Genomic DNA, 22,822 nt, shown 5'->3' on the forward strand with positions numbered 1-22,822 from the left:
GCTGCTCAAGACATCGCCCGTGCGTCCGACTCTTGTCCACAGAGTGTCCAGGTTGCCCCACCCGCTGCGGCTGGCGTCGTCGCCGTTCGACGGCGTGCGCCTGCTCTTTCTCGCGATCGCGCTGCTCGACGCGGTCGTGACGATCACGACGCTCGCCGCATCCGGCAGCCCGGCCGCCGAACGGGTCGCCGGCGCGATCGCCGCCGTCGCGCTCGCCGCGCACTGGCTGATCGGCTTCCGCCGCGGCGGGTTCCCGCTGTGGTCGGAGCCGCTCGAGACGCTCGCCCTGTTCGCGATCCTGCGCATGACGCCGGGCGAGCCGTTCCTGCCGCTCTTCGGCCTGGTCTTCCGCAGCTGCTACGGCGGGCCGCGGCTGGCGACGGCGCGCTATGTGCTGTGGATGGGCGTGCTGCTCGCCGCGCACGCCGACCGCGGCGCAAGCCACGTGCAGGGCGACCTCGCCCGCGCGCTGGGCACGGCGCTCGTGCCACTGATCATGCAGGCGCTCGGCGGCGCGCTGCGCAGCTCCGAGGCCAGCCAGCGCCAGCTGCGCTCGCTGGTGCAGAACTCGACCGACGTCACGACCGTGGTCGGCGCCGACCTGCGCGTGCGCTGGCAGGCGGAGTCGATCCGCGCCGCGCTCGGCGTCGACCCGCGCGCGGTCGTCGACCAGCCGATGCTCGAGCTCGTGCACCCCGGCGACCGCGGCGAGCTGGAGCGCTACTTCGCGGATGCCGAGGGCAGGCCGGACGAGACCCGCGCCATGACGCTGCGCATGCGCCACGGCGACGGCAGCGACCGGCCGTTCGACGTCGTCGCCTCCAACCGCCTGCACGACGAGAGCGTCGAGGGCTTCGTGCTCAACCTGCGCGACGCGACCGAGCGCGTCGAGCTGGAGCGCGAGCTGCGGGCGCTGGCCGCCAAGCGCGAGCACGACGCCAACCACGACCCGCTCACCGGCCTCGCCAACCGCCGCAAGCTGTTCGCGCGCATCCACGAGGCGATCGCCGAGGCCAAGGCCGGGCGCCTGAAGCTGCCGCTGCTGCTGATCGACCTCGACCACTTCAAGGAGCTCAACGACACGCTCGGCCACCAGGCCGGCGACCGGCTGCTGCAGGAGATCCGCCCGCGCCTGATGGCCGGCGTGCCGGAGGCCGACCTGATCGCCCGCGTCGGCGGCGACGAGTTCGCGCTCCTGTTGCCCCCCGGCTCGACGGCCGAGCAGGCCGAGCGCGCCGCGCAGCGGCTGCTGCGCGAGCTCGAGCAGCCGTTCCGCTTCCAGGGCCTGACCCTGCTGGTGCGCGCGAGCGCCGGCATCGCCGTCTTCCCGGAGCACGGGCGCGACGTCGAGACGCTGATGCAGCGCGCCGACATCGCGATGTACTCGGCCAAGGCGCGCGGCATCGACCACGAGGTCTACAGCGCGTCGCGCGACGGCCACTCGCGCGCCCGCCTCGCGCTGATCGGCGAGCTGCCGGACGCGATCACCAACGGCCAGATCGTCACCTTCTACCAGCCGAAGTTCGACCTCGTGACCGGCCAGATCGCCGGCGCCGAGGCGCTCGTGCGCTGGGATCACCCGCAGTTCGGCCTGCTGGGCCCGGGCGCGTTCCTGCCGCTCGCCGAGCAGACCGGCCTGATGCGGCCCCTCACCCTGCGCGTCCTCGACGACGCGCTCGGGCAGTGCGCGCGCTGGCAGGCAGAAGGGCTCGACATGACCGTCGCGGTCAACCTGAGCGCGCCGAACCTGCTCGACGCCGGGCTCCCCGCCGACGTCGCCGCGCTGCTCGACAAGCGCGGCGTCGAGCCCGGCCGGCTGCAGCTGGAGATCACCGAGACGATCGTCGCCGCCGACCCGGTGCGCGTGATCGAGATCATGCACGAGCTCGGCGAGCTCGGCGTCAACCTCTCGCTCGACGACTTCGGCACCGGCTCCTCGTCGTTCGCCTACCTGCGCGAGCTGCCGGTGCAGGAGCTCAAGATCGACAAGTCGTTCATCCTCGGCATGGACGGCGACCCGCAGGCCGCGACGATCGTGAACACGATCGTGGAGCTCGCCCGCAACCTGCACCTGAAGGCCGTGGGCGAGGGGATCGAGACCGAGGAGGCGCGCGACCTGCTGCGCGCGTGCGGCTGCGATTACGGGCAGGGCTTCCTGATGGCGCGGCCGATGCCGCCCGACCAGGTCGTCGAGCTCGCGCTCGCCAACCGCCGCGCCGCGCGCGCGATCAGCCGGCCCGCCCAGGTGGGTTGACGGCGTCGACGAACAGGTCGACGGCCAGCTCGGCGTCCGGCCCCGCGGCGGAGTACTTCGAGAGGTCCGTCACGCCTGCCTCGACGAGCACGTCCTCGCACAGGAACGCGTTGCCGCTGCACTCGCGGCTCGGGCGCGTGATCACCTCGTAGGCCGCGTCGGCGTAGACGTCCGGCGTGCGCGCACGGCGCATCGCCTCTTCGCCGCCGAGCAGGTTCTGCACCGCGGCGGTCGCGACCAGCGTGCGCGGCCACAGCGCGTTGGACGCGATCCCGGCCTCGCGCAGCTCCTCGGCGAAGCCGAGCGCGCACAGCGTCATGCCGTACTTGGCGATCGCGTACGCGGTGAACGGCGCGAGCCAGCGCGGCTCGAGGCTGATCGGCGGCGAGAGCGTGAGGATGTGCGGGTTATCGGCCCGGCGCAGGTGCGGGATGCACGCCTTGCTGACCGCGTAGGTCCCGCGCGTGTTGATGTCCTGCATCAGGTCGTAGCGCTTCATCTCCATCGCCTCGACCCCGGCGAGGTTGATCGCGCTCGCGTTGTTGACGCACACGTCGATGCCGCCGAAGCGCTCGGCGGCCTGCGCGACGGCGGCCTCGACCTGGGCGTCGTCGCGGATGTCGCCGACGATCGGCAGCGCCTGCCCGCCGGCGTCCTCGATCGCCTGCGCGGCCGTGTAGACGGTTCCCGCGAGCTTGGGGTGCGGCTCGGCGGTCTTGGCGATCAGCGCGACGTTGGCCCCGTCGCGGGCCGCGCGCAGCGCGATCGCGAGGCCGACGCCGCGGCTGGCGCCCGAGATGAACAGCGTCTTCGCGCGCAAGCTCATGGCTTGGTGATCATGAGGAAGAGGGCGATGACGATGAGGATTCCCGTGATCGACCCGACGACGCCCTCGCGGCGGACGGCGGCGAGGTAGTCCTGCGAGAGCTCGCCGCCGGAGGCGAGCTCCTTCGTGACCTGGTCGAAGAGCTTGCGGTCGGTCGGGACGAAGTACGCCCCGAGCAGGCCGCCGAGGATGATCACGATCAGGAACGTGAGGCTGATCCAGGCGTCGCCGAAGCTCCAGTCGCCCTCGGACACCTGGTAGAAGCCGGTGATCAGGATCACCACCAGCGCCGGCGTCGCGAGCCGCTGGTTGATGAACAGCTGGAGCTTGTGGACGTACGGCAGGTGCCGCTTGTCCAGCTTCATCGCGACGGGGAACGTGACGGCCTCGGCGAACGTGGCGCCGAAGCCGACGAGCGCGGCGGTGACGTGGATCCAGACGGAGATGGACAGCGCGGTTATCGACGCGAGCATGCGGCCTCAGTTCAACGGGATCGTGAAGTCATCCTCCACAGGCGGCGCGTGCTCGGACTCCAGGCAGCCGCTGACGCCGAAGCAGCGCACGCGCAGCTCGGACGCCGTCGCGTCGATCCGCAGGAAGGACTTGAACATCGGCGGATCGTTCCAGTCGAACGCCTCTGACACGAAGCGCTGGAAGCCGCGCCCGGCCGGCAGCGGCTGGATCGCGGTGCCCGCGAGCCGCGCGCGGCGCGAGAGCGGGACGGGCTTGCCGGGACGCGTGGTGTCGAGCTCGAGCTGGCCCGCCATGTACGACGACGCCTCGTCCGGGCTCAGCTCGAGCCACTTCTGCCGCAGCTTCTTCGCATACAGCTGCGAGTAGCGCGCGAGCGAGTCGCCGCGCAGCGGATAGCAGCGGAAGTCGCGCTCCTTGACGCCGGGCAGGTCGACGACCGGGATCTGATGCGTGGCGTGCATGAACGCGCCGCCGCCGCCGGAGACGACGTACTGCAGCGTGCGCCCGTCCGGCAGCTTGACCGGGTAGCGCTGGTAGTTGTGGATGTCGCCGCCGATCGCGGCGACGTAGTTGGCTCGCGGGTCGGTGACGATGCGGTCGACGGCCGCCTGCTGGGCCTTGTACTCGCCGTCGACGTAGATCGGCTTGCCGGTCAGCAGGACCTTGGGCCGCGGGTCGGCGAGCGACACGCGCTCCAGCCACGCGGCCTGCTCGGCGTCGATGCCGCCCTGGATGCCCGTGTCGATGGTCACGATCCGCAACGGGCCGGCGTCGATCGCGACGTACGGACCGGGCTGGCCGCACGGCTCCCGGTCGCCCCGCATGGCTGCCAGCGCGTCGTCGGCCGGGCGCACCGAGTGGCGCCACGTACGGCTCGCGATCCAGCGGCGGACGCCGGAGCCGAAGTCCAGCGGCGCGTCCGGATCGTCGAGGCCGCAGATGTGGTGCATGAAGCCGTGCAGCCCGTCGTACCAGTCGTGGTTGCCCGGGACGCCGAAGATCGGGACGTGCAGCTTGCGGTACGGGTTGTAGAAGCGACCCTCGTAGTCGCCGATGTCGCCGGTCGGGTAGATCAGGTCGCTGCAGATGACGGCGAAGTCGACGCCCTCGGCCTGCGAGAGCAGGCCGGGCACGACGGCGTACTGCGAGTCGTCGCCCTCGCCCGGGTCGCCGATGACGAGGAAGCTGGAATCCCCGCTCGCGCGCTCGACGACGAAGTCGGGGTCGCAGCCCTGCGCCCGCGCCAGGCGCACCCAGCGCATGCGCGCGGCGTCGACCGGGTCGTGGAACCGGCGCGCGATCACGTCGTTGCGCGAGCGCCACAGCGTCGCCGGGCGCAGCCAGGAGAGCGGCTTGGCGTCGTCGGGAACGTCGGTCTTCCAGGCGCCGCAGCCGGAGCACGCCTCCCAGCCTGCGCCTGCCGTCGAGGTCCGCGATGAGGGGGCCATCCGCGGACCCTAACGATGATCAGGGGATGAGGACGACCTTCCCGACGGTCGCGCGGCTCTCGAGCGCGCGATGGGCGGCCGCGGCGTCGGCGAGCGCGAACGCCTCGCCGACGATCGGGACCAGCCGGCCGGTCGCGGCGGCCTCGAGCGCGGCGGTCTCGAGCTCGCGCAAGCCGCCGGGACGCTGCGTCATGCGCGGGCCGATCGCGGCGTCGGCGCGGATGCCGAGACGGTAGAGGTCCGCGGTGGTGATCTCGGTCGGCGCGCCGGAGGCGAAACCGAACAAGATGATGCGCCCGCCGGGGGCGAGCAGCTCGAGCGCGGCACGCCCGAGCGCGCCGCCGACGCCGTCGAGCACGACGGTCACGCGGTGCTCGCGCAGGCGCTCGGTCCAGTCCGGGCGCGAGTAGTCGACCGCGAGGTCGGCGTCGATCCGCGCGGTCTTCTCCTCGCCGCCCGCCGCGCCGATCGAGAACGCGCCGGCGTTGCGAGCGGCTTGCAGGAAGAGGCCGCCGAGGCCGCCCGCGGCGGCGGTGACGAGCACGACGTCGTCCGGCTGGAGGTCCGCGACCTCGAGCACGCCGATCGCCGTCCTGCCGGTTCCGATCGCGGCGACGGCCACGTCGGCCGCGAGCCCGGCGGGAATGTCGTGCAGCGCCGCCTCAGGGGCGATCGCCAGCTCCGCGTAGCCGCCGCTCGCCATGCCGAGGTGCGCGGCCACGCGGCGGGAGCCGACCGTGCCGGCCACCTCGCGCCCGGGGATCATCGGCAGGTCGGGCAGCGGGAACGGCCCGCCGCTGCGGCCCGCGCGGATGCTGGTGTCGATGAGATGCACGCCGGCCGCCTCGACGGCGATCCGCACCTGCCCCTCGCCGGCGGCGGGGTCCGGGAGCTCCTCGTAGCGCAGGTTCTCGGCCGGGCCGAACTCGTGCAGTCGGATCGCGTGCATGACGCGAGCCTAGGAACGGTCAGCCGAACACGTCGATCCACGCGATCGCGCGCTGCGTCTCGCCCAGGCGGACCGGCACGGTGCGCGTGCGGCGGCGCAGGCTGGCGCGGTGCTGCAGCGCGGTGCGGACGACCTGTTCGATCGCGGCGAGCGTGTCGCGGTCCGGCCGGTCGTCGACGCGGATGACCGTGCCCGCGTCGACCTGGTGCACGGCCGTGTCGAACAGCGAGCCGCGGCTCGGCCACAGCTCGACGTCGAGGCCGCGGGCGCGCAGCCCGCTCACGACCTCCTCGGCGAACTGCCCGTCGCCGCCCGCGCTGTTGTCGACGATGATCCGCACCGGTCAGGGCAGCCCGGAGACGGCGAGCGAACGGTTCGCGTAGCGCTTGTCGCCCGTGACCTCGGTGCCGAGCCAGCCGGGCGCCTGGAACGCCTCGCCGGCGGGCTCGTCGGCGAACTCGACCTCCGCGGTCACGAGTCCCTGCAGCGCGTCCTCATAGACGTCGACCTCGGCGGTCAGGCCGTCCTGGAGCGGGACCAGGTAGCGCGTCTTGACGACGCGCCGGCCGGCGGTCAGCGGCCACAGCTCCTCGAAGCGCTGTGGCTCGAGCGCGCTCTCGTCCTCGGTGCGGACGAGGCCGGCCCCGGACTTGATCGTCAGCGTGCGGGCGTCGCCCTTGCGGCGCACGCGCACCTCGGTGCCGTTCGGGTCCAGCGCGACGTAGCCCTGCTCGACGCGCGCGTGGGGGTGCTCGTCGAGTCCGGGCGGCGGCTCGGCGAGCACGAACTTGCGCTCGATCTCCACGGCAGCTCAGGCTACTGCGCGCGCGTAACCTCGGACCCGCTTGCGGAACGCCTTCGGCGACTCGGCGTACACGCGCGCGCCGAGGGCGAACGCGTCGTGCTGCAGCTCCGCGCGGCGGTCGGCGATCAGCGGCAGCAGCGGGGAGTCCGGCGGCAGCTCCTCCGCCAGCACCCCGAGGTCGTGGTCGGAGCCGAGCAGCTTCGAGAGCGACTTGGCCTGGCCGGCGAGCGCCTTCATCACGTCCGGCCAGAGGCGCTTGAGCAGCTGCTGCTGGTACCAGAGGTCCTTCACGCGCTTGCGCCACTCGTGCAGGAGCTCGGTCGTCGGCTCCTTCCCGGCCGCCCGGTACGCCTGGCGCCCCTGCGCATACGTGTCGGTCAGCGCGCGGACGAGCGTCTCTTGCTTGACGCCGCCGACGGGCCAGTCGTCCGCGGCGGCGGCCACGGCGCGCAGGTCGTGCTCGGGCGGCGCCGCTCCGGGCTGCCGGCGCACGCGCCCGCGAGCGCTGTCGAAGTTCGCCTTCGGCAGGCGCCCCGCGTAGCGGTCCGCGAGCGCGTCGACCGTCTCGACGAGGACGTCGGCGTCGCGGGCGCCCGAGAGGGCGCGGCCCTGGTCGCGCAAGGCGCGGTTGGTCGCGCGGAACGCCCGCGGCCGCATCACCGGGCGCGCGAGCCGCAGCAGCGCGCGTGACTTCTTGATGCGCTTGCGCGCGTCGTGGACCGCCTCGACCGGATCGCTGGGATGCTTGAGCCCTTCGACCGCGCCGTCGAGCTGGTCGCGCGCGACGCGCAGAATCGACTTCTCGGTCTCGTCCAGTGACAGTGCATAGGCCATGTCTTCGAGCTACCCACGGGCGTCGCGGCGCAGCCGCGCGGCGACGTACTCCGGCAGCGGGGCGGCCTTGCCCGCGGCGTAGTCGTAGCCGACGAGCGTCCCCCAGCCCTCCGCGACCGTCCGCCCGTCCGCCTCACACGTGATCCGGAAGGCGAGACGCACGCTCGAGCGCTTGAGCTCCTCGACGCGCACGTGCGTGCGCAGGTCGTCCTCGTAGAAGCCGGGCGAGCGGAAGTTGACGTGCGTCTCGGCGAAGATCATCCCGAACGCGCTGTCCTCGCGGCCGAGCGGGTCGAGCTCGGGGAACAGCGCGCGCATGTACGCCACGCGCGCGCTCTCGAAGAACTGGTGCACGGCGACGTTGTTGAGGTGGCGGTTGGTGTCGAGGTCGCCGTAGCGGATGCGGTCGAGGTAGGAGAAGGGCCAGTCGTCGGTCACCGCTGGCAGGCTACGGGGCGCATGCCGGGCCGGGACACCAACGTCGGCGCCAAGCGGGCGCGGGAGACGCGGGCGGCGCTGGGGCTGGGCGCTTCGGAGCCGATCGACGTCTTGGCCGTGGCCGAGGAGCGGGCCCGGCTCGGGGTCGTCGTCGCCTCGCTGCCCGACGAGATCGCGGGCGGGTGCTTCCGCGCGGGGGAGCGGGCGGTGCTGTGGGTCAACGGCGACCAGCCGCTCGTGCGGCAGCGGTTCACGCTGGCACACGAGCTCGGGCACGTGCGGCTCGCGCACGAGGTGGGGATGAACGTGGACAAGGTCTCGGTGCTGGCGGGCGACACTCGCGACGCGCGCGAGGTGCAGGCGAACGCGTTCGCGGCGGAGCTGCTCGCGCCGCGGGCGGGTGTGGAGGCGCTGGTCGACGGCGAGCCGGGGCTCGAGACCGTCGTCGCGGTGGCGGCGCGCTTCGGGATCTCGACGCTTGCCGCGCTGTACCGGCTCAGCACGCTGCGGCTGAGCTCGCGGGTCGAGCGGCTGCGCGGCGAGCTCGAGGAAGGGCTCGCGGCCCTGTTCGAGCGCGAGCCGTACGCCGACACGCTCGCGGAGATCACCGCACTCCCACGGCTCTCGCCGGCACTCGAAGGGTCGCGGCTGGCCGCGATGCCGGAGGCGCTCCGCGCGCTCGGCCGGTGACACGCCCGCGCGCCCTGGCCGCGCGGCGCCGCGGCGGATCTCCGGGCGCGGCTATCCCTCCGGACCTCCGAGGAACAGCCGGTCGAGGGCGTCCATCGGGGGCGGCGCAGGCTCGAGGGCGGCGCGGGAGAGCGCTTCGAGCTCGGCCGCGAGGGCTTCCCCCTCGCCGCGGAAGAGCATCGCCGGCGCCGGTGGCGCCGGGCGCAGCTCCGCGCCGAGCGCGGTGGACAGGACGTCGAGGAGGCGGCGGGAGAGGCGCGACTCGTCGAGCTCGCCGTGCTCCAGGCGCTCGAGGTATGCAGCGGCGCGGGACTCCTCGCCGGCGAGCCCGAACGCGGCGACGACGCGGGCCGCGAGCTCCTCGAGCCGCAGCCCGGCGCGGCGGCGCAGCGCGAGCAGAGGCCCCGCCGGGGCGTGCGCGGCGGCGAGCGCGGCCCGCAGGCGCGGGTCCGCGCGGATGGCCCTGCGCGCCGGCTCGGGATAGGCGGGCGTGGGCGCGACGGTGAGCCACGCGTCCAGCCGCGCGGCGAGCTGCTCCCGCTCCGGCTCCGGCACGCGCTCCAGATACGCCTCGACCTCAGGCCTCCGGCCGGCGTTCCACGCGTCGACGTACTCGCTGAGAACGTGGTCGATCATCCGTCACGCAGCTCCTGCGGCCACCGGCGTCGTGCGCTTTCATCAGGCGTCATACAGCTCCTTCAGCTTGGCGAGGTCCTTGAGGCCGCGCGAGCGCAGCTGGTAGAGGTTCGGGAGGCTGACGGCGAGCTCGGCGGCGATCTCCTCCGCGGGCACGCCGTCCAGCGAGCGCTCGACGACGAGCCGCTGGCGCGCGTTGCGCATCTGCGGCAGGCTCCACTCGACGAACCCGCGCGCGTCGGCGCGCTCGGCTTCGCGACGGTGCTCTTGCCCCGCCACCGCGCTCCAGCGGTACTCCGCGGCCGCCTCCAGCGCGGTCTCGCGCTCCGAGCGGCGCGCCGCCTCCCGCTGGACGTCGGCGACCGCGAAGCCCGCACAGGTGCGGACGGCGTTGATCCACTCGCCCACGCTCGTGCCCGCGAACGTCGAGATCATGTTGCGCCACACGCGCACGATCGCCCGCTGGACCGCCTCGTCGCGCTCGTGAGCCGACAGCTTCCCGCGCGCCTGCAGGGCGACCAGCCCGGCGATCCGGTCGAAATCGGCCTCGATCAGCGCCTCCCATTCGCGCCGCGCGCCCGCGACGTCTCCCACGTCACGGCGCGCGACGAACCGCTTCAGCCTCTCCTCGTCGTCCACGATCACCGAGTCGTTCGGGGACGCCACGATCTGACATGGTGCTCCATTGCGGTAGGTCGCAGCCGCACAGCGGGCAGATCGCCGGGAAGCGGCCCGCGCGGCGGACGCCGAGCCAGAACCGCGGGTCGGCGTCGGTGAGCCGCGCGCGGCAGCCGGTGCACGCCGTGGTCGCGGCGCCGCCGGCGCACGGCTCCAGCTCCACGACCTCACCCGGGAGCCACGCGCGCCGGTAGCCGACCGTGGCCGCCCAGCGCACGAGCGCTTCCCGGTGCGCCGGCCGGTCGCCGGCGAGGAACTCGGCGATCAGCTCGTCGGCGAGGTCCTCTTCCCTGACGACCGTCAGGTCCACGAGGGCGATGCCCGCCCGGCCGCGGGCGTGCAGCAGCGTCTGCAGCGGGCCCGAGCGGGCGAGGTGCGGGCCCCAGTCGACGACGCGAACCTGAGCGGAGCGGATGGTGGCGCGGAAGTCGGGCACTCGCGGAGGAGGTCGCGCTGGCTCGGCGATATCTGACACCCTCCTCGAACACGACAGGAGTGAGCGATTGCGCGCGTCTGTGGAAGCAGCCTCAGGATCGATCCTCGCCACACCGGGCGACCGCGAGGTCCTGCCCTACGTACCCAAGCCGGCGTGAGACCGGGCGGCGCTAGAGGCCCGGGGGATGCCGGGCGACGAAGCCCGCGGTGCTTCGTGACGCGCTCGTCCACCGGGTCCCGCCGCCCGACAGCGCGCTCGTGTCGAAGCGGCGCCCGTCGACGAACATGAAGGCGTGGCCGGCGTTGGCGTAGACGGTGATCCGGCGGCCCGGCCCGGGGTCTCCCCAGCTCATGAACCCGGTCGAGTCGAGCGGAGAGGAGAGCAGGCCGCCCGCCGCGAGCGCGTAGGAGATCGAGCCCGAGCAGTCATAGCCGCCGGACGCGCCGCCATGCCCGCCGCCCCAGACATACGGCGTCGTGGCGATCTGGTTGGCGGCGGCGACCACGCGGCCGACGACGTCGCCCCCTCCGCCACCGCCGGACGACGGCCGCGGCGCCTGCGTCGTGACGCTCGCCGCGTTGCGCGCCGCCCGCGCCGCCGCGGCCTGCGCGCGCTCCAGCCGCGCGATCCGCCCGCGCACCGACACCAGCTTCGACGCGACGCCGTCGCGCGTGCGCAGCTGCGCCTCCTCGCGCCGCAGCAGCGCGCTCTTGACCACGTACGCGTCGTCGCGGTCGGCGATCGCCGCCTTGGCGAGCACCGAGTAGCGGTTGCGCAGCCCGCGCAGGTCCTTCGACTGCTTCTGCGTGGCCGCGCGCGCGTCGCGCGTGATGTCGAGGATGCTCGCGTTGCGCCGCGCCACGCGCTTGAGGAAGTCGAGCCGCTCGATCAGGTCCGAGAACCCGTTCGCGTTCATCACGACCGTCACGAAGCTCGGTTGCCCGCCCTTGTACGAGGAGAGCAGGTTCTCGGCGAGCAGCTTCTCGGCCCGCGCCTCCTTGCGCTCCAGCGTCGTGAGATGCACCCGCGCCTTGACGAGCCGCGTCTGCGTGTCGTCCAGCTGCGCCTGGCGCTTGGACGCCCGCGCCTGCAGCTCCGCCAGCCGCGCCTGCGCCTGCGCGATCCCGTCGCGCGTCGCGGCGATCTTGCGCTGCTGCGCGGCGACCGCCGCCCGCAGGCGTGCCGCCTCGGCGCGCTGCCCCGAGAGGGTCTGCGCGTGCGTGGGAGCCGCACCCGCCCCGCCGGCGAGCAGCGCGGCGAACGCGAGCGGAACGAGGCGACGGTGGACCACGACGGCGGCCGACCCTAGTAGCTTGGGCGCGGTTCCCCTCCCGCTGCAGAGAATCCTGCAAATCCGCGCATAGTGACGTGAGCGAGATCGAGTTCGGCATCCTCGGCCCGCTACGGGTGACCGGCCCCGGCGGGCCGGTCGCGGTGAAGGCGGCCAAGCCGCGGGCGCTGCTCGCGATGCTGCTGCTCTCGCACCGCGAGGACGCCGTCTCCGCCGGCCGGCTCGTGGACGTCCTGTGGGACCACGATCCGCCGGCGACGGCGACCAAGGTCATCCAGGTCTACGTGTCCCAGCTCCGGCGCACGCTCGGCGACCTCAGCCCGATCGTCACGCGCCCCGCCGGCTACGCCGTCAGCTTCGAGCCCGGGCAGCTGGACCTCGACCGCTTCGAGACGCTGGTCGCGCGTGCGCGCGAAAGCGAGAGCCCGGAGGAGTCCGTCGAGCTGCTGCAGCGCGCGCTCGCGCTCTTCCGCGGCGCGCCGCTCGCGGACGCGCCGCTGCACGGCCCGGCCGCCGTCGAGGCCGCCCGGCTCACGAGCCTGAGGCTGACGGCGCTCGAGGAGCGGATCGCGATCGAGCTCTCGCTCGGCCGCCACGCGGGGGCGATCTCCGAGCTCGAGGCGCTCGCCCAGGACCATCCCTACCGCGAGCGCCTGCACGGCCAGCTGATGCTCGCGCTCTACCGCGCAGGCCGGCAGGCCGACGCGCTCGCGGCCTACCGGCGCGTCCGCGGCGCGCTCGTCGAGGACCTGGGGCTCGATCCGGGACGCGAGCTGCGCGGCCTCGAGGCGGCGATCCTCGCGCACGACCCGCGGCTCGAGCTCGCGCCCGCGGCACAAAGGCCCCGCAGGCGCGTGCTGCCCGTCCCCGCGACGCCCCTGCTCGGTCGCGAGGACGACCTCGCGACGGCCGAGGCGCTGCTCGCCCAACCGCACGTCCGCCTGCTGACGCTGACCGGCCCGGGCGGGATCGGCAAGTCGCGCCTCGCGCTCGAGCTCGCGCACCGCCACCCCGGCGCGCGCTTCGCCGCACTCGCCGCCGTCCGCGATCCGGCCGGCGTGATCCCGGCCCTGGCGCAGGAGCTCGGCGCGCTGGAGACCGAGGACGAGCCGCCGTTCGACGCCGTCGCCTCCCTGCTCGCCCGCGATCCCTCGCTGCTGGTCGTCGACAACTTCGAGCAGGTGCTCGACGCCGCGCCGGAGATCTCGCGCCTGCTCGCCGCGGCGCCGCGCCTGCAGCTCGTCGTCACCAGCCGGGCGCCGCTGCGCGTCACCCGCGAGCACGAGCTCGCGATCGCGCCGCTCGAGCCGCGCGACGCCGTCGAGTTGTTCGTCCGCCGCGCGCGAGCGCTCGGTCGGCGCGCGACGTTGGAGGACCGCGACGCCGTCGAGCGCATCTGCGAGCGGCTCGACCGCCTCCCGCTCGCGATCGAGCTCGCCGCCGCGCGCTCCAAGGTGCTCACGCCGGCGCAGATCCTCGAGCGGCTCGGCCACCGGCTCGAGCTCCTCACCAGCGCCCCACGCGACGCGCCCGAGCGCCAGCGCACCCTGCGCGCCGCGATCGGCTGGAGCTACGACCTGCTCGACGACGCCGCGAAGGACCTGTTCCCGCACCTGGGCGTGTTCGCCGGCGGCTGGACGCTCGAAGCCGCCGAGGCCGCCTGCGGCCCGCGCGCGCTCGACGGCCTCGCCGCGCTCGCCGACCAGAGCCTGCTGACCCGTGACGGCGACCGCTTCGGCATGCTCGAGACCGTGCGCGAGTACGCGCTCGAGCGCCTACAGGAGCACGGCGGGCTCGACGACGCGCGCCGCCGTCACGCCCGGGCCTACGCCGGCCTCGTGGCCGGCGCCACGCTCGGCCTCCACGGCCCGGACTCGCACGCCTGGCTCCTCCGCCTCGACGCCGAGCGCGACAACGTCCGCGCGGCGATCGAATTCGCCGTCGGCGACCGCGACGCGACGACCGCGCTCACGCTCGTCGCCTCCGTCTGGCGCCACTGGCTCGAGCGCGGGAACCTGACCGGCGGCCGCCGGCTCGCGGCCGCCGCGCTCGCGCTCGACGGCGGCCCGCGCGACGCGCGCCTCCAGGCGCTCAACGGCGCCGGCGTCCTCGCGGGCGAGCAGGGCGACTTCGAGGCGGCCCGCGGCCTGCTCGAGCAGGCCATCGCGCTCGGCACGCCGGCCGAGGCGGCACGTGCGCGCGGGAACCTCGGCGTGCTCGCGCTGTTCGCCGGCGACCACGCCGCCGCGGTCGCCCATTACGAGCAGGCGCTCGAGGCGATGCGCCGGCAGGGAGACGACTGGGGGCTGGCCCTGATGCTCGAGAACCTCGCGATCGCGCACAACGCGCTCGGCGAGCGCGACCGGGCGCTCGCGCTGCTGCGGGAAGGCCTGCCGATCGTCCGCAGGCTCGAGGACCGGCTGCACCTCGCCTCGACGCTGCGCACCCTCGCGCGCATGCTGCTCGACGCGGCCGACGACGGCGAGGCGCGCGAGCTGCTGCGCGAGAGCCTGGCGATCGTCCGCGACATGGACAACCGGCGCGGGATCGCCGAGAACCTGGAGACGCTCGCGGGCGTCGCCGAGCCGCGCGTCGGCGCGCAGCTGCTGGGCGCCGCGGAGGCCGCCCGCGCGCCGATCGGCGCGATCCGCCATCCCGATGAGGAGGGCTGGGTCGAGCGCACGAGCGCACGGCTGCGCGCCGCCCTCGGCGACGCCGCGTTCGAGTCCGCGCGCGCACACGGCCGCGAGCGCGACCTCGCGGAGGCGGTCGCCGCCGCGATTGACGCGACAGCTCGCTGACGCCTGGCCGAAGGTAGTTGACGTGCGCGGCCGGTTCTGGCATGTTCACCAGCCGGAGCGCTCCCTGAGCAGCTCCTGGGTCGGGCTGGTGTCGAGGGGTCCAAGGAGGGGAAGGGAACATGCGAGTTCGCTCTCGCGTGGCGGTCGTCGCTGCCGCCGCGATATTCGGGGTTCCGTTGTGCGCAACAGGAGCCACCTTCGCTGCGCTGCCGAGCGGCCCGGTGACCGCGCAGACGGTCGCCGCCGCCCAAGCCGACGCCACGGCCGCCGCGACCGCGTCCACCAACGCCGCGCGCGACGCCGCGACGGCGCAGGTCGCGCTCGACACCGCCAAGCAGAAGGCGACCGACACGGCCAACGCGGCCACCGCCGCGGCCACGGCATACCAGGCGAATCCGACGCCGGAGAACCAGGCGGCGCTGACCGCCGCGCAGGCCGCCGCCGCGCAGGCCGCCGCCGACCAGGCGACGGCCCAGACGGCGTTCAACGACAAGTCCGCCGCCGCCGCGACCGCCGCGGCCGCCGCCACCGCCGCGGCCGACAACGCGGACAAGGAGTCCAAGTCGTTCGCGAGCCTGAACAAGGGCACGTCGACCGAGGGGACGACGTCGATCCCCGACACGGATCCCTTCCCCGACAACGCGCTTCACAGCGACAACGTCCAGGTCGTCGGCCACGTGCGCGGCGGCTTCGGCGCCACCGCGAACGCCAAGACCTGCCCGGCGTTCAACCCGACCAAGTGCCCGGGCTTCTCGTCGCTGAACTTCGTCCACTTCGAGAACCTCGGCTACGACGTGCTGGTCGCCAACGGCACCGCGGGCCTCTCGATCTGGTCGCTCAAGGATCCCGCCCATCCGAAGTGGATCTCCCAGGTCTCCGCGACCGATCTCGCCACGGCCTCCGGCCAGTCGCTGATCCGCTTCTGGGAAGGCGAGAACATGACGACCGACAGCCGTCGCAAGCTGGTGTTCATGTCTCGCGACGAGGGCAACAAGGGCCAGTTCATCATCGACATCAAGGACCCCTGGAACCCGAAGGTCCTCAACTACTCGCTGAACCGCCAGGGCCACACCTCGACGTGCATCAGCGACTGCCGCTTCCTGTGGTCGGTCGGCGGCGTCCAGGCGAGCTCCGGGCCGACCGCCCCGCCCTCGCCCGTGTCGATCACGGACATCCGTGACCCGTTGCACCCGTTCGTGTACCCGCTGTTCGGCGCCGACCTGCGCCGCACCGGCACCACCAGCGGCTCGACCCACTCCGTCGACGTCGACTTCGACGGCGTCGTCTGGGTCTCCGGCACCGGCGGCGTCCGCGGCTTCTACACCGAAGGCGTGCACAAGGACCCGGCGACCGGCCAGGACCGGGTCGCGACGCCGTACGCGCCGATCCCCTACGCGGGCGGCTCGATCACCGGCAACGACGCCACCACGCGGCCCGACTCCGCGTATGCGTTCATGCACAACGCCTACCGCTTCCCGAACCCGATCGGCGGCAAGCCGGGCGGCGACGTGATGCTGGTCACGAACGAGTCCAACGACACCAACTGCGCCACCGCGGGCCAGTTCCTGATCGCCTCGCTCACGGGCAGCCATGACGCGACCGACAACGTGAGCTCGTCCACCCGGCTGGAGCGCCTGGCCGCCTACCGCACGGCCGGCAAGCCGGGCGAGTTCCACGGGACCGTCCCCGGCGTCGACAAGGATGGCAAGCCGATCGACGTCACCGTCGGCGACTGCTCGGCACACTGGTTCACCGTCAAGGGCGACCTCGTCGCGCTCGGCAACTACGAGCAGGGCACGCGCATCCTGGACATCTCCGACCCGCGCAACCCGCAGCAGGTCGGCTGGTACCGCGTCCCGGCCCGCACCGCCGACCCGAGCGGCAAGCCGGACATGACCTCCAGCGACACGGCGGGCGCGTACTGGCACGACAGCCTGCTCTACGTCGCCGACTACCAGCGCGGGATCGACATCCTGAAGTACACCGGCGCCCCGAAGGGCGAGCCGACGTCGAAGACCTGCTGGAACTCGTGCGCCGACAACCAGACGATCGAGACCTGGAAGACGAGCGCGAACGGCAGCGCCGGCGGCTCGGTGCCGGCGACGCTGTCGCTGACGCTGGGCGGCACCGCGACGTTCGGCAACTTCACGCCGGGCGTCGGCAAGGACTACTCCGCGACGACGAGCGCGAACGTGATCAGCACGGCCGGCGACGCCGCGCTGAGCTACTCCGACCCGGGTCACCTGACCAACGGCGCGTTCGCGCTGCCGTCGCCCCTGACCGTGTCGCTGTCCAAGTCCGCGTGGACCGCGCCGGTCTCCAACGACGCGGTCGGCGTCACGTTCAACCAGCACATCGACGCCAACGATGCGCTGCGCACCGGGTCTTACAACAAGACCCTGACGTTCACGCTGTCCACCACCAACCCGTAGGCCATTGCAGGGCAGGACGACGAGACTGCTGCTGGGCGCGCTCGTCGTCCTGCTCGCCGGCTGCGGCGGTGAGAAGAAGCCGGCGGCGCCGGCGAACCCGTGGACTCGCGGAGACATCTCCTTCGGCGTTCTCGCCCCGCTGCAGGACGCGCGCGGGAAGGACCTCGTGGACGGGGCGACGCTCGCCGCCGAGGACCTCAACATCCGCGGCGGCGTGCTCGGCAAGCGCGTCAGAGTGCGGAGTCTGGACGACGGCTGCAATGCCGCGTCAAGCCGCGCGAGCGCGGAGCAACTTGCGAATCAGCCGCTCGGCGGCGTGCTCGGCGGGATCTGCGCGAGCGCGGCGAGCGCGGCGGCGCGAGCCCTGAGCCTCCCCTTTCTCGTGACCTCGGCGAACTCGCCGCGGATCGTCAGCGCCAAGCGCACGCCGACCGCCTACCTGACCAACGGCACGCCGTACCAGGCGGCGCTCGCCGCGGTGCACTTCCTCGTCCTGCAGCAGGCGCGGACGCTCGCGACGGTCAGCGCGAGCGACAAGGCGTCCAAGACGCTCGCCGGCCAAGTGCTCGGCCTCGCCTCGCCGGCGCCCAAGGCGGTGAGCGAGCAGACGCTCGATCCGGCCTCCGCCGACTACGCGCAGATCGCCCGCACGGCGGTCGCGGCGAAGCCCGACACCGTCTACTTCGCAGGCCCGGCGGAGGCGTCCGGCAAGCTTGCCGCCGCCCTGCACGAGGCCGGCTTCGACGGCGACTTCGTCGCGTCGGCCGAGTCCGAGAGCCCGGGCTTCCTGGCCGCCGCGGGCGAGGCCGCCGAGGGCGCGTTCGTGATCGCGCCCGCCAGCCCGCAGAACCTGCCGGAGGCGGCCGCCTGGACGAAGCGCTTCACCACGCGCTTCAAGCAGCCGCCCGGCCGCGACGCGATGCTCGCCTATGACGCGCTGCGGGCGCTCGCCCAGGCGGTGACGCAGACGGGCAAGGTCGACCCGAAGCTCAACAGCGCGCAGCTGCCGAAGCTCGCGGAGTCCTACGGCGGCTTCCTCGGCGGGCTGCAGTTCGCGGCCGACCACACGGTCCTGTACGACAGCAACATCGCGCTGAAGGTCAGCGGCGGCTCGTTCAAGCTCGCCAACGCGCTGCGCTCGGCGGGCTGATGCGGAGGCTGGTCGTCGCGCTGGGCTGTCTCGCCGTGCTCGCCGGCTGCGGCTCCTCCGGCAACGACACCTACAGCGTCGCCGACGTCAAGGCCGCCTACTACAAGGGTCCCGACGGCGGCCCCGGGCTGACCGGCGCCTGGGTCGACCCGGACGACCACTCGCACACGAACTACGTCCCGGACGACAGCCTCGAGGTATGCCCGCTGGCGCAGCGCGCGAACTACGACTCGGCGCGCGTCGACCACGTGATCGAGCCGAAGGCCGCGCAGCCGGTGCCGCAGTTCACGGTCGGGCCGACCTCGCCTGAGGACACGCGCACGCCGAGCGTCACGCAGGGCGCCCTCGTGTTCGGCACCGGCGACATCGCGGCCAGCGGCATGGACCGCGTCACCGCCGCGATGGCCAAGTGCCCCGCGAGCTACGAGGTGCGCGGCGGGCCGTCGCCGATCCTCGGCACCTACCGCGTGACCATCCGGGCGATCGAGTCGTCGGGCTGGAAGGGCGTCTCGCAGCAGATCGCGCACACCTATCCGCCCGGACAGGACGACGTCTACTACGAGGACCTCACGCACGTCGTCGTCCAGCGCGCCAACGTCATCCTCTCCCTCGACGTGACGCACCGGAAGATCATCGGCGAGCGCGCCGACTCCGCGGCCAAGGCCGACGCGGTTCTCGCGACGGTGCTCAAGCGCCTCGGATGACGAGCCGGATCGCGCGCTGGACGCTGGCGGCGCTGGTCGCCGCGGCGATCTTGCCGGCGGCCGCCGCCGCGCACGCGACGATCGTCGCGTCGACGCCGGGCGACACCGCGGTGGTGAAGGCGGCGCCGCCGCAGGTGACGCTGAAGTGGAGCGAGTCGGTCGACCTCGGCGCCCACGCGGTGCGGCTGCTCGACGGTTCGGGCAAGGAGCTCCCCACGCCCGCGCCCCGGCACGGGCCGGGCGGCCCGGCGACCGCCGTGCTGACACTCCCGCGCGGGCTGGGCAACGGGACCTACGTCGTGGCGTGGCGGGTCGTGTCCGCCGACTCGCACCCGGTGTCCGGCGCGGTCTCGTTCAGCATCGGCGCTCCGAGCGCGGTGCTCTTCTCCGCCGGCGGCACCTCCAGCGCGGCGGTCAGGGGCATCGACGCGGTCGGGCGCGGCGCCGCGTTCGTCGGGCTCGCGATCACGATCGGAGGCTCTCTCGTGCTGCTGGTGCTGTGGCCGGAGGGCCCGGCGAGCCGGCGCGCGCGGCGGCTGCTGTGGGGCGGGATCGGCGCGCTGCTGGCCGGGAGCGTCGCCGTGCTGCTGCTGCAGGGGCCGTACGCGTCCGGCGGCGCGCTGTCGGGCGCCTTCAGCCCGTCGCTGATCTCGTTCAGCCTCTCGACCCGGTTCGGGCACGCGCTCGTGATCCGCATCCTGCTCGCGCTCGTGTTCGCCGGCCTCGTCGCGCGGGCGCTCCAGCGCGGCGGCGCCCGCGAGCCCGCGATCGCCGTGCCGGCCGCCGCGTGCGGGCTCGGGCTGATCGCCACCTGGACGCTGACCGACCACTCGCGCACCGGCGTGCAGACCTGGCTCGGCGTGCCGGTCGCCAGCGCGCACCTGCTGGCGATGGCGCTCTGGTTCGGCGGGCTCGTGCTGCTGCTGGGCTGCGTGCTCGGCCGGCCGCACGCCACGCTCGCGCCGGTCGTCCCGCGCTTCTCGCGGCTGGCGCTCGCCTGCTTCGCCGTGCTCGGCGCCAGCGGGCTCTACCTGTCGTGGCGGCAGGTCGGCGCGTTGGGTGCGCTGCCCTCGACGGACTTCGGCAAGCTGCTGCTGCTCAAGGCGGGGATCGTGCTCGCGATCGTCGGGCTCGCGGCGCTGTCGCGGCGCGCGCTGCGCCGGGGCGGCGACGACCTGGCACGGCTGCTGCGCCGCTCGGTGGCCGGCGAGGCGTTCCTCGGCGTGGCGGTGCTCGGGGTGACGGCGACGCTGGTGAACACCGCGCCGGCGCGCGTGAGCTATGTCGACCCGGTCGACACGACCGTCGCCGGCCCCGCGGGCGCGCGCCTGCAGGTGAAGCTCTCGCCGGCCAAGGCGGGCCGCAACGTGCTGGACGTCTACCTCCTGCAGCGCGACGGCTCGCTCATGGTCGTGCCCGAGCTCACCGCGCGCCTTCTTCCGCCGGACGCCGGCACCGGCCCGCTGAACGCCGGGCTCGCCGCCGCCGAGCCGGGCCACTACGTCGCCGACGACCTCAGCGTGCCGTTCGCGGGCCGCTGGACGCTGCGGCTGCAGATCCGCACGTCGGAGATCGACGAGGACGACGTCGACGTGCCGGTGCGGATCCGGTGAAGCGCGCGCTCGCCACCCTCGCGGCGTTCGCGCTGCTCGCGGCGCCGGCGTCCGCCCACGTCACGGTGCTGCCGGCGACGGCGCGTCCCGGCGAGTCGCGCACGCTGACGTTCCGCGTCCTCAACGAGCGCGACGGCGCGACGACGGTCGCGGTCGACCTCTTCCTCCCGCGCGGCGTCACCGGCAAGCCGGCCGACCGTCCCGGATGGACGATGCTCGACGGCGGCGCCGAGGTCCACTGGTCCGCGAAGGACGCGAGCGCCGCGATCGGCGGCGAGAGCTCGAAGGACTTCGAGCTCGCCGTCGGCCCGCTGCCGAAGGCCCAGCGCGTCGTGTTCAAGGTGCTCCAGCACTACTCCGACGGCGAGGTCGTGCGCTGGATCCAGGACCCGCAGCCGGGCGCGGAACGGCCCGCGCCGGTGCTCCAGCTCACCGCGACGGGCCGCCCCGCGGCGGCGGGCGGCTCCTCCTCGGCCGCGGGCTTCGCGATCCTCGCCGCGGTCGTGGTCGCGGCGGCCGGAGGAGCGCTGGGGCTGCTCCGGCGGCGCCGGCGCTGAGCAGCTATCGATCCCCTGTCGAAATCGTCCGCTCCGGGGCATCGCGACGCTGTGGGAGGACTCGATCGCCGAGCACGCTTGCACCGCGCCGGTGGCTCGTTGTCGTACTGACCCTTCACGGCTCCGCAACCCCGCGCCCCCGCGCCCCCGCTTGGCTTCGGGCCCTTGTGTCGAAGCGGGATGGAGGTAACGCGTGGGGGTCACCGGGAACTGGGATCGCCGGATCAGCCGGCGGACGTTGCTGCGCACGGGCGGATCGCTGGCGGCGGGAGCCGCGTTCAGCGGGCCGCTGGTGTCGCGGGCGCTGGCGGCGCCGCCGTTCGCAGGGGATCCGTTCTCGCTCGGCATCGCGTCGGGCGATCCGCTCCCGGACGGGATCGTGCTGTGGACGCGGCTGGCACCCGACCCGACGCGCGGCGACGGCGGCATGAAGTCCGAGGCGTATGGGGTGCGGTTCGAGCTCGCGCGCGACGAGGGCTTCAACCGCATCGTGCGCCGCGGCGCCGTCGAGGCGGTGCCGGAGGAGGCGCACAGCGTGCACGTCGAGCTCGACCGGTTGGAGCCGTCGACGGAGTACTTCTACCGCTTCAAGTGGGGTACCGCGATCAGTCCGGTGGGCCGTACGCGGAGCGCGCCGCCGGAGGGCGCCGGGGTCGACGCGCTGCGCTTCGCGTTCGTGTCGTGCCAGAACTATCCAGCGGGCTACTTCACGCCATATGCCGACATCGCGACCCAGGACCTCGACCTGGTCGTGCACCTCGGCGACTACATCTACGAGGGCCCGGCCTCGGACCTGCGCGCGCATGCGCCGCTGCGCGAGATCTTCTCGCTCGACGACTACCGAGTCCGCCACGCGCAGTACAAGACCGACCTCGACCTCCAGGCCGCGCACGCCGCGCTGCCGTGGATGCTGACCTGGGACGACCACGAGGTCGCCAACAACTACGCGAGCTTCGAGTCCGATCCGGACTCCCCGCTGCCCGACTTCACCGCGCGCCGCGCCGCCGCCTACCAGGCCTACTGGGAGCACATGCCACTCAGCCGCGCGCACAAGCCGAAGGGGCCGTACGTCGACCTCTATCGCCGCATGGCCTGGGGCAGCCTCGCGACGTTCAACATGCTCGACGGGCGCCAGTATCGCTCCGACCAGCCCGCGGCGTCGTCCCCGAAGGACGCGAGCGGCTACACCGTGAGCGCGCTGGACCCGAGCCGGACGATGCTCGGCGCCACCCAGCTCGCATGGCTCGAGCAGCAGCTGCGCACGACCAGCGCGGGCTGGAACGTGCTCGCCAACCAGGTCGCCTTCGCGCCCTACGACCGCGATCCGAGCCTGGCCAAACGCGACTTCGGCGCCGGCGACAATTGGGACGGCTACGTCGCCGACCGCCAGCGGATCCTCGACACCATCGTCGACGCGCGCACCCGCAACGCGATCGTCATCACCGGCGACTCGCACGCCAACTGGGTCCGCGACATCCCGCCGAACTCCACCGACTTCGACGCGGCGCCGGTCGGCACGGAGTTCATGGGAACCTCGATCAGCACCGGCGGTGACCCGGCCAAGCCCGCGACCACCTACAACGACGACCCGAACAACCCGCAGCTGCTGTTCCACAACAACAACCGCGGCTACGTCCGCTGCACCGTGACGCCGCAGCAGTGGACGAGCGACTACCGCATCGTGCCGAGCGTCCGGCGGCGCGGCGTCGCCGCCTCCACGCTCGCCAGCTTCGTCGTCCAGGACGGCGTGGCCGGCGCCCAGCGCGCATAGCGCCGAGCGGGGCGCCCGGGATCGCCCGGGCGCCC

21 protein-coding genes are annotated in these 22,822 nt (G+C 73.6%); 9 read left to right on the forward strand and 12 right to left on the reverse strand.

The window, feature by feature from the left end:
* The first annotated feature begins 52 nt into the window (after positions 1-52).
* A complete protein-coding gene (locus tag H958_RS42765; protein WP_051323835.1) occupies positions 53-2,254 on the forward strand; it encodes a putative bifunctional diguanylate cyclase/phosphodiesterase in 2,202 nt (733 codons plus the stop codon).
* Here the strand turns inward: H958_RS42765 and H958_RS0104815 are convergent.
* From H958_RS0104815 to H958_RS47345, 8 genes are read right to left on the reverse strand one after another with little or no spacing between them, the layout of a single operon-like run.
* Complete coding sequence (locus H958_RS0104815) at positions 2,229-3,080, reverse strand: SDR family oxidoreductase (protein WP_028057824.1); 852 nt, start codon at positions 3,078-3,080, stop codon at positions 2,229-2,231. The two genes, H958_RS42765 and H958_RS0104815, sit on opposite strands and share 26 nt — an antisense overlap.
* Positions 3,077-3,553, reverse strand: a complete 477-nt coding sequence (locus H958_RS0104820; protein ID WP_028057825.1) for a DUF2269 family protein — start codon at positions 3,551-3,553, stop codon at positions 3,077-3,079. Before H958_RS0104820 ends, H958_RS0104815 begins: the two co-directional genes overlap by 4 nt.
* A 6-nt stretch (positions 3,554-3,559) precedes the next feature.
* Positions 3,560-5,002 carry a metallophosphoesterase family protein gene (locus H958_RS0104825; protein WP_028057826.1) on the reverse strand — a complete coding sequence of 481 codons (1,443 nt, stop codon included), beginning with the start codon at positions 5,000-5,002 and terminating at the stop codon, positions 3,560-3,562.
* Between the two features lie 19 nt (positions 5,003-5,021).
* Positions 5,022-5,951 (reverse strand): zinc-binding dehydrogenase, encoded by a 930-nt coding sequence (locus H958_RS0104830; RefSeq protein ID WP_028057827.1) that lies wholly within the window; start codon positions 5,949-5,951, stop codon positions 5,022-5,024.
* Positions 5,952-5,970: 19 nt separating this feature from the next.
* Complete coding sequence (locus H958_RS0104835) at positions 5,971-6,291, reverse strand: hypothetical protein (protein WP_028057828.1); 321 nt, start codon at positions 6,289-6,291, stop codon at positions 5,971-5,973.
* A gap of 3 nt (positions 6,292-6,294) precedes the next feature.
* Positions 6,295-6,756, reverse strand: coding sequence for a CYTH domain-containing protein (locus H958_RS0104840; RefSeq protein WP_028057829.1), 462 nt, complete (start codon positions 6,754-6,756; stop codon positions 6,295-6,297).
* 6 nt (positions 6,757-6,762) lie between these two features.
* Entirely contained in the window at positions 6,763-7,590 is an 828-nt protein-coding gene (locus H958_RS0104845) for a CHAD domain-containing protein (RefSeq protein WP_028057830.1), read from the reverse strand.
* Between the two features lie 9 nt (positions 7,591-7,599).
* The gene (locus H958_RS47345; protein ID WP_028057831.1) at positions 7,600-8,028 is read right to left on the reverse strand and encodes an acyl-CoA thioesterase; all 429 of its coding nucleotides are present in this window, start codon (positions 8,026-8,028) and stop codon (positions 7,600-7,602) included.
* Positions 8,029-8,049: 21 nt separating this feature from the next.
* Between H958_RS47345 and H958_RS42770 the strand changes: the two genes are divergently transcribed.
* Positions 8,050-8,718, forward strand: a complete 669-nt coding sequence (locus H958_RS42770; protein ID WP_051323836.1) for an ImmA/IrrE family metallo-endopeptidase — start codon at positions 8,050-8,052, stop codon at positions 8,716-8,718.
* 51 nt (positions 8,719-8,769) lie between these two features.
* On the opposite strand, the gene H958_RS0104860 is transcribed toward H958_RS42770, so the two are convergent.
* From H958_RS0104860 to H958_RS42775, 4 genes are all read right to left on the reverse strand, one after another.
* Positions 8,770-9,354, reverse strand: coding sequence for a hypothetical protein (locus H958_RS0104860; protein ID WP_028057832.1), 585 nt, complete (start codon positions 9,352-9,354; stop codon positions 8,770-8,772).
* Between the two features lie 42 nt (positions 9,355-9,396).
* Positions 9,397-9,993 (reverse strand): RNA polymerase sigma factor, encoded by a 597-nt coding sequence (locus H958_RS0104865; protein WP_028057833.1) that lies wholly within the window; start codon positions 9,991-9,993, stop codon positions 9,397-9,399.
* Positions 9,950-10,468: a hypothetical protein gene (locus tag H958_RS0104870; protein WP_028057834.1), complete on the reverse strand. Its 519-nt coding sequence runs from the start codon at positions 10,466-10,468 to the stop codon at positions 9,950-9,952. The genes H958_RS0104865 and H958_RS0104870 overlap by 44 nt, the downstream gene beginning before the upstream one ends.
* Before the next feature lie 169 nt (positions 10,469-10,637).
* The gene (locus H958_RS42775) at positions 10,638-11,759 is read right to left on the reverse strand and encodes a coiled-coil domain-containing protein (protein ID WP_051323837.1); all 1,122 of its coding nucleotides are present in this window, start codon (positions 11,757-11,759) and stop codon (positions 10,638-10,640) included.
* Between the two features lie 77 nt (positions 11,760-11,836).
* On the opposite strand from H958_RS42775, the gene H958_RS35090 reads away from it, so the two are divergent.
* The 7 genes from H958_RS35090 to H958_RS0104910 all read left to right on the forward strand — a co-directional run bounded on the left by H958_RS35090 (position 11,837) and on the right by H958_RS0104910 (position 22,787).
* Positions 11,837-14,560 carry a BTAD domain-containing putative transcriptional regulator gene (locus H958_RS35090; RefSeq protein WP_051323838.1) on the forward strand — a complete coding sequence of 908 codons (2,724 nt, stop codon included), beginning with the start codon at positions 11,837-11,839 and terminating at the stop codon, positions 14,558-14,560.
* A gap of 221 nt (positions 14,561-14,781) precedes the next feature.
* A complete protein-coding gene (locus H958_RS42780; protein ID WP_028057835.1) occupies positions 14,782-16,992 on the forward strand; it encodes an LVIVD repeat-containing protein in 2,211 nt (736 codons plus the stop codon).
* Between the two features lie 4 nt (positions 16,993-16,996).
* Positions 16,997-18,142 (forward strand): ABC transporter substrate-binding protein, encoded by a 1,146-nt coding sequence (locus H958_RS0104890; RefSeq protein WP_028057836.1) that lies wholly within the window; start codon positions 16,997-16,999, stop codon positions 18,140-18,142.
* Entirely contained in the window at positions 18,142-18,846 is a 705-nt protein-coding gene (locus H958_RS0104895; RefSeq protein WP_028057837.1) for a putative periplasmic lipoprotein, read from the forward strand. The genes H958_RS0104890 and H958_RS0104895 overlap by 1 nt, the downstream gene beginning before the upstream one ends.
* Positions 18,843-20,459, forward strand: a complete 1,617-nt coding sequence (locus tag H958_RS0104900) for a copper resistance CopC/CopD family protein (RefSeq protein ID WP_028057838.1) — start codon at positions 18,843-18,845, stop codon at positions 20,457-20,459. The genes H958_RS0104895 and H958_RS0104900 overlap by 4 nt, the downstream gene beginning before the upstream one ends.
* Positions 20,456-21,016, forward strand: coding sequence for a DUF1775 domain-containing protein (locus H958_RS47350; protein WP_051323839.1), 561 nt, complete (start codon positions 20,456-20,458; stop codon positions 21,014-21,016). Before H958_RS0104900 ends, H958_RS47350 begins: the two co-directional genes overlap by 4 nt.
* A 193-nt stretch (positions 21,017-21,209) precedes the next feature.
* Complete coding sequence (locus tag H958_RS0104910) at positions 21,210-22,787, forward strand: alkaline phosphatase D family protein (RefSeq protein ID WP_028057839.1); 1,578 nt, start codon at positions 21,210-21,212, stop codon at positions 22,785-22,787.
* Positions 22,788-22,822 lie beyond the last annotated feature (35 nt).

Origin of the sequence: Candidatus Solirubrobacter pratensis, assembly GCF_000425945.1 — a bacterium.
GTDB classification, from domain to species: Bacteria; Actinomycetota; Thermoleophilia; order Solirubrobacterales; family Solirubrobacteraceae; genus Solirubrobacter; species Solirubrobacter pratensis.

Excerpts from the sequence above, each read along its gene's own strand:
- H958_RS0104815 (WP_028057824.1), bottom strand. The coding sequence starts at position 3,080 with ATGAGCTTGCGCGCGAAGACGCTGTTCATCTCGGGCGCCAGCCGCGGC.
- H958_RS0104820 (WP_028057825.1), bottom strand. The coding sequence starts at position 3,553 with ATGCTCGCGTCGATAACCGCGCTGTCCATCTCCGTCTGGATCCACGTC.
- H958_RS0104860 (WP_028057832.1), bottom strand. The coding sequence starts at position 9,354 with ATGATCGACCACGTTCTCAGCGAGTACGTCGACGCGTGGAACGCCGGC.
- H958_RS0104900 (WP_028057838.1), top strand. The coding sequence starts at position 18,843 with ATGACGAGCCGGATCGCGCGCTGGACGCTGGCGGCGCTGGTCGCCGCG.
- H958_RS42770 (WP_051323836.1), top strand. The coding sequence starts at position 8,050 with ATGCCGGGCCGGGACACCAACGTCGGCGCCAAGCGGGCGCGGGAGACG.
- H958_RS0104845 (WP_028057830.1), bottom strand. The coding sequence starts at position 7,590 with ATGGCCTATGCACTGTCACTGGACGAGACCGAGAAGTCGATTCTGCGC.
- H958_RS0104895 (WP_028057837.1), top strand. The coding sequence starts at position 18,142 with ATGCGGAGGCTGGTCGTCGCGCTGGGCTGTCTCGCCGTGCTCGCCGGC.
- H958_RS0104830 (WP_028057827.1), bottom strand. The coding sequence starts at position 5,951 with ATGCACGCGATCCGACTGCACGAGTTCGGCCCGGCCGAGAACCTGCGC.
- H958_RS0104825 (WP_028057826.1), bottom strand. The coding sequence starts at position 5,002 with ATGGCCCCCTCATCGCGGACCTCGACGGCAGGCGCAGGCTGGGAGGCG.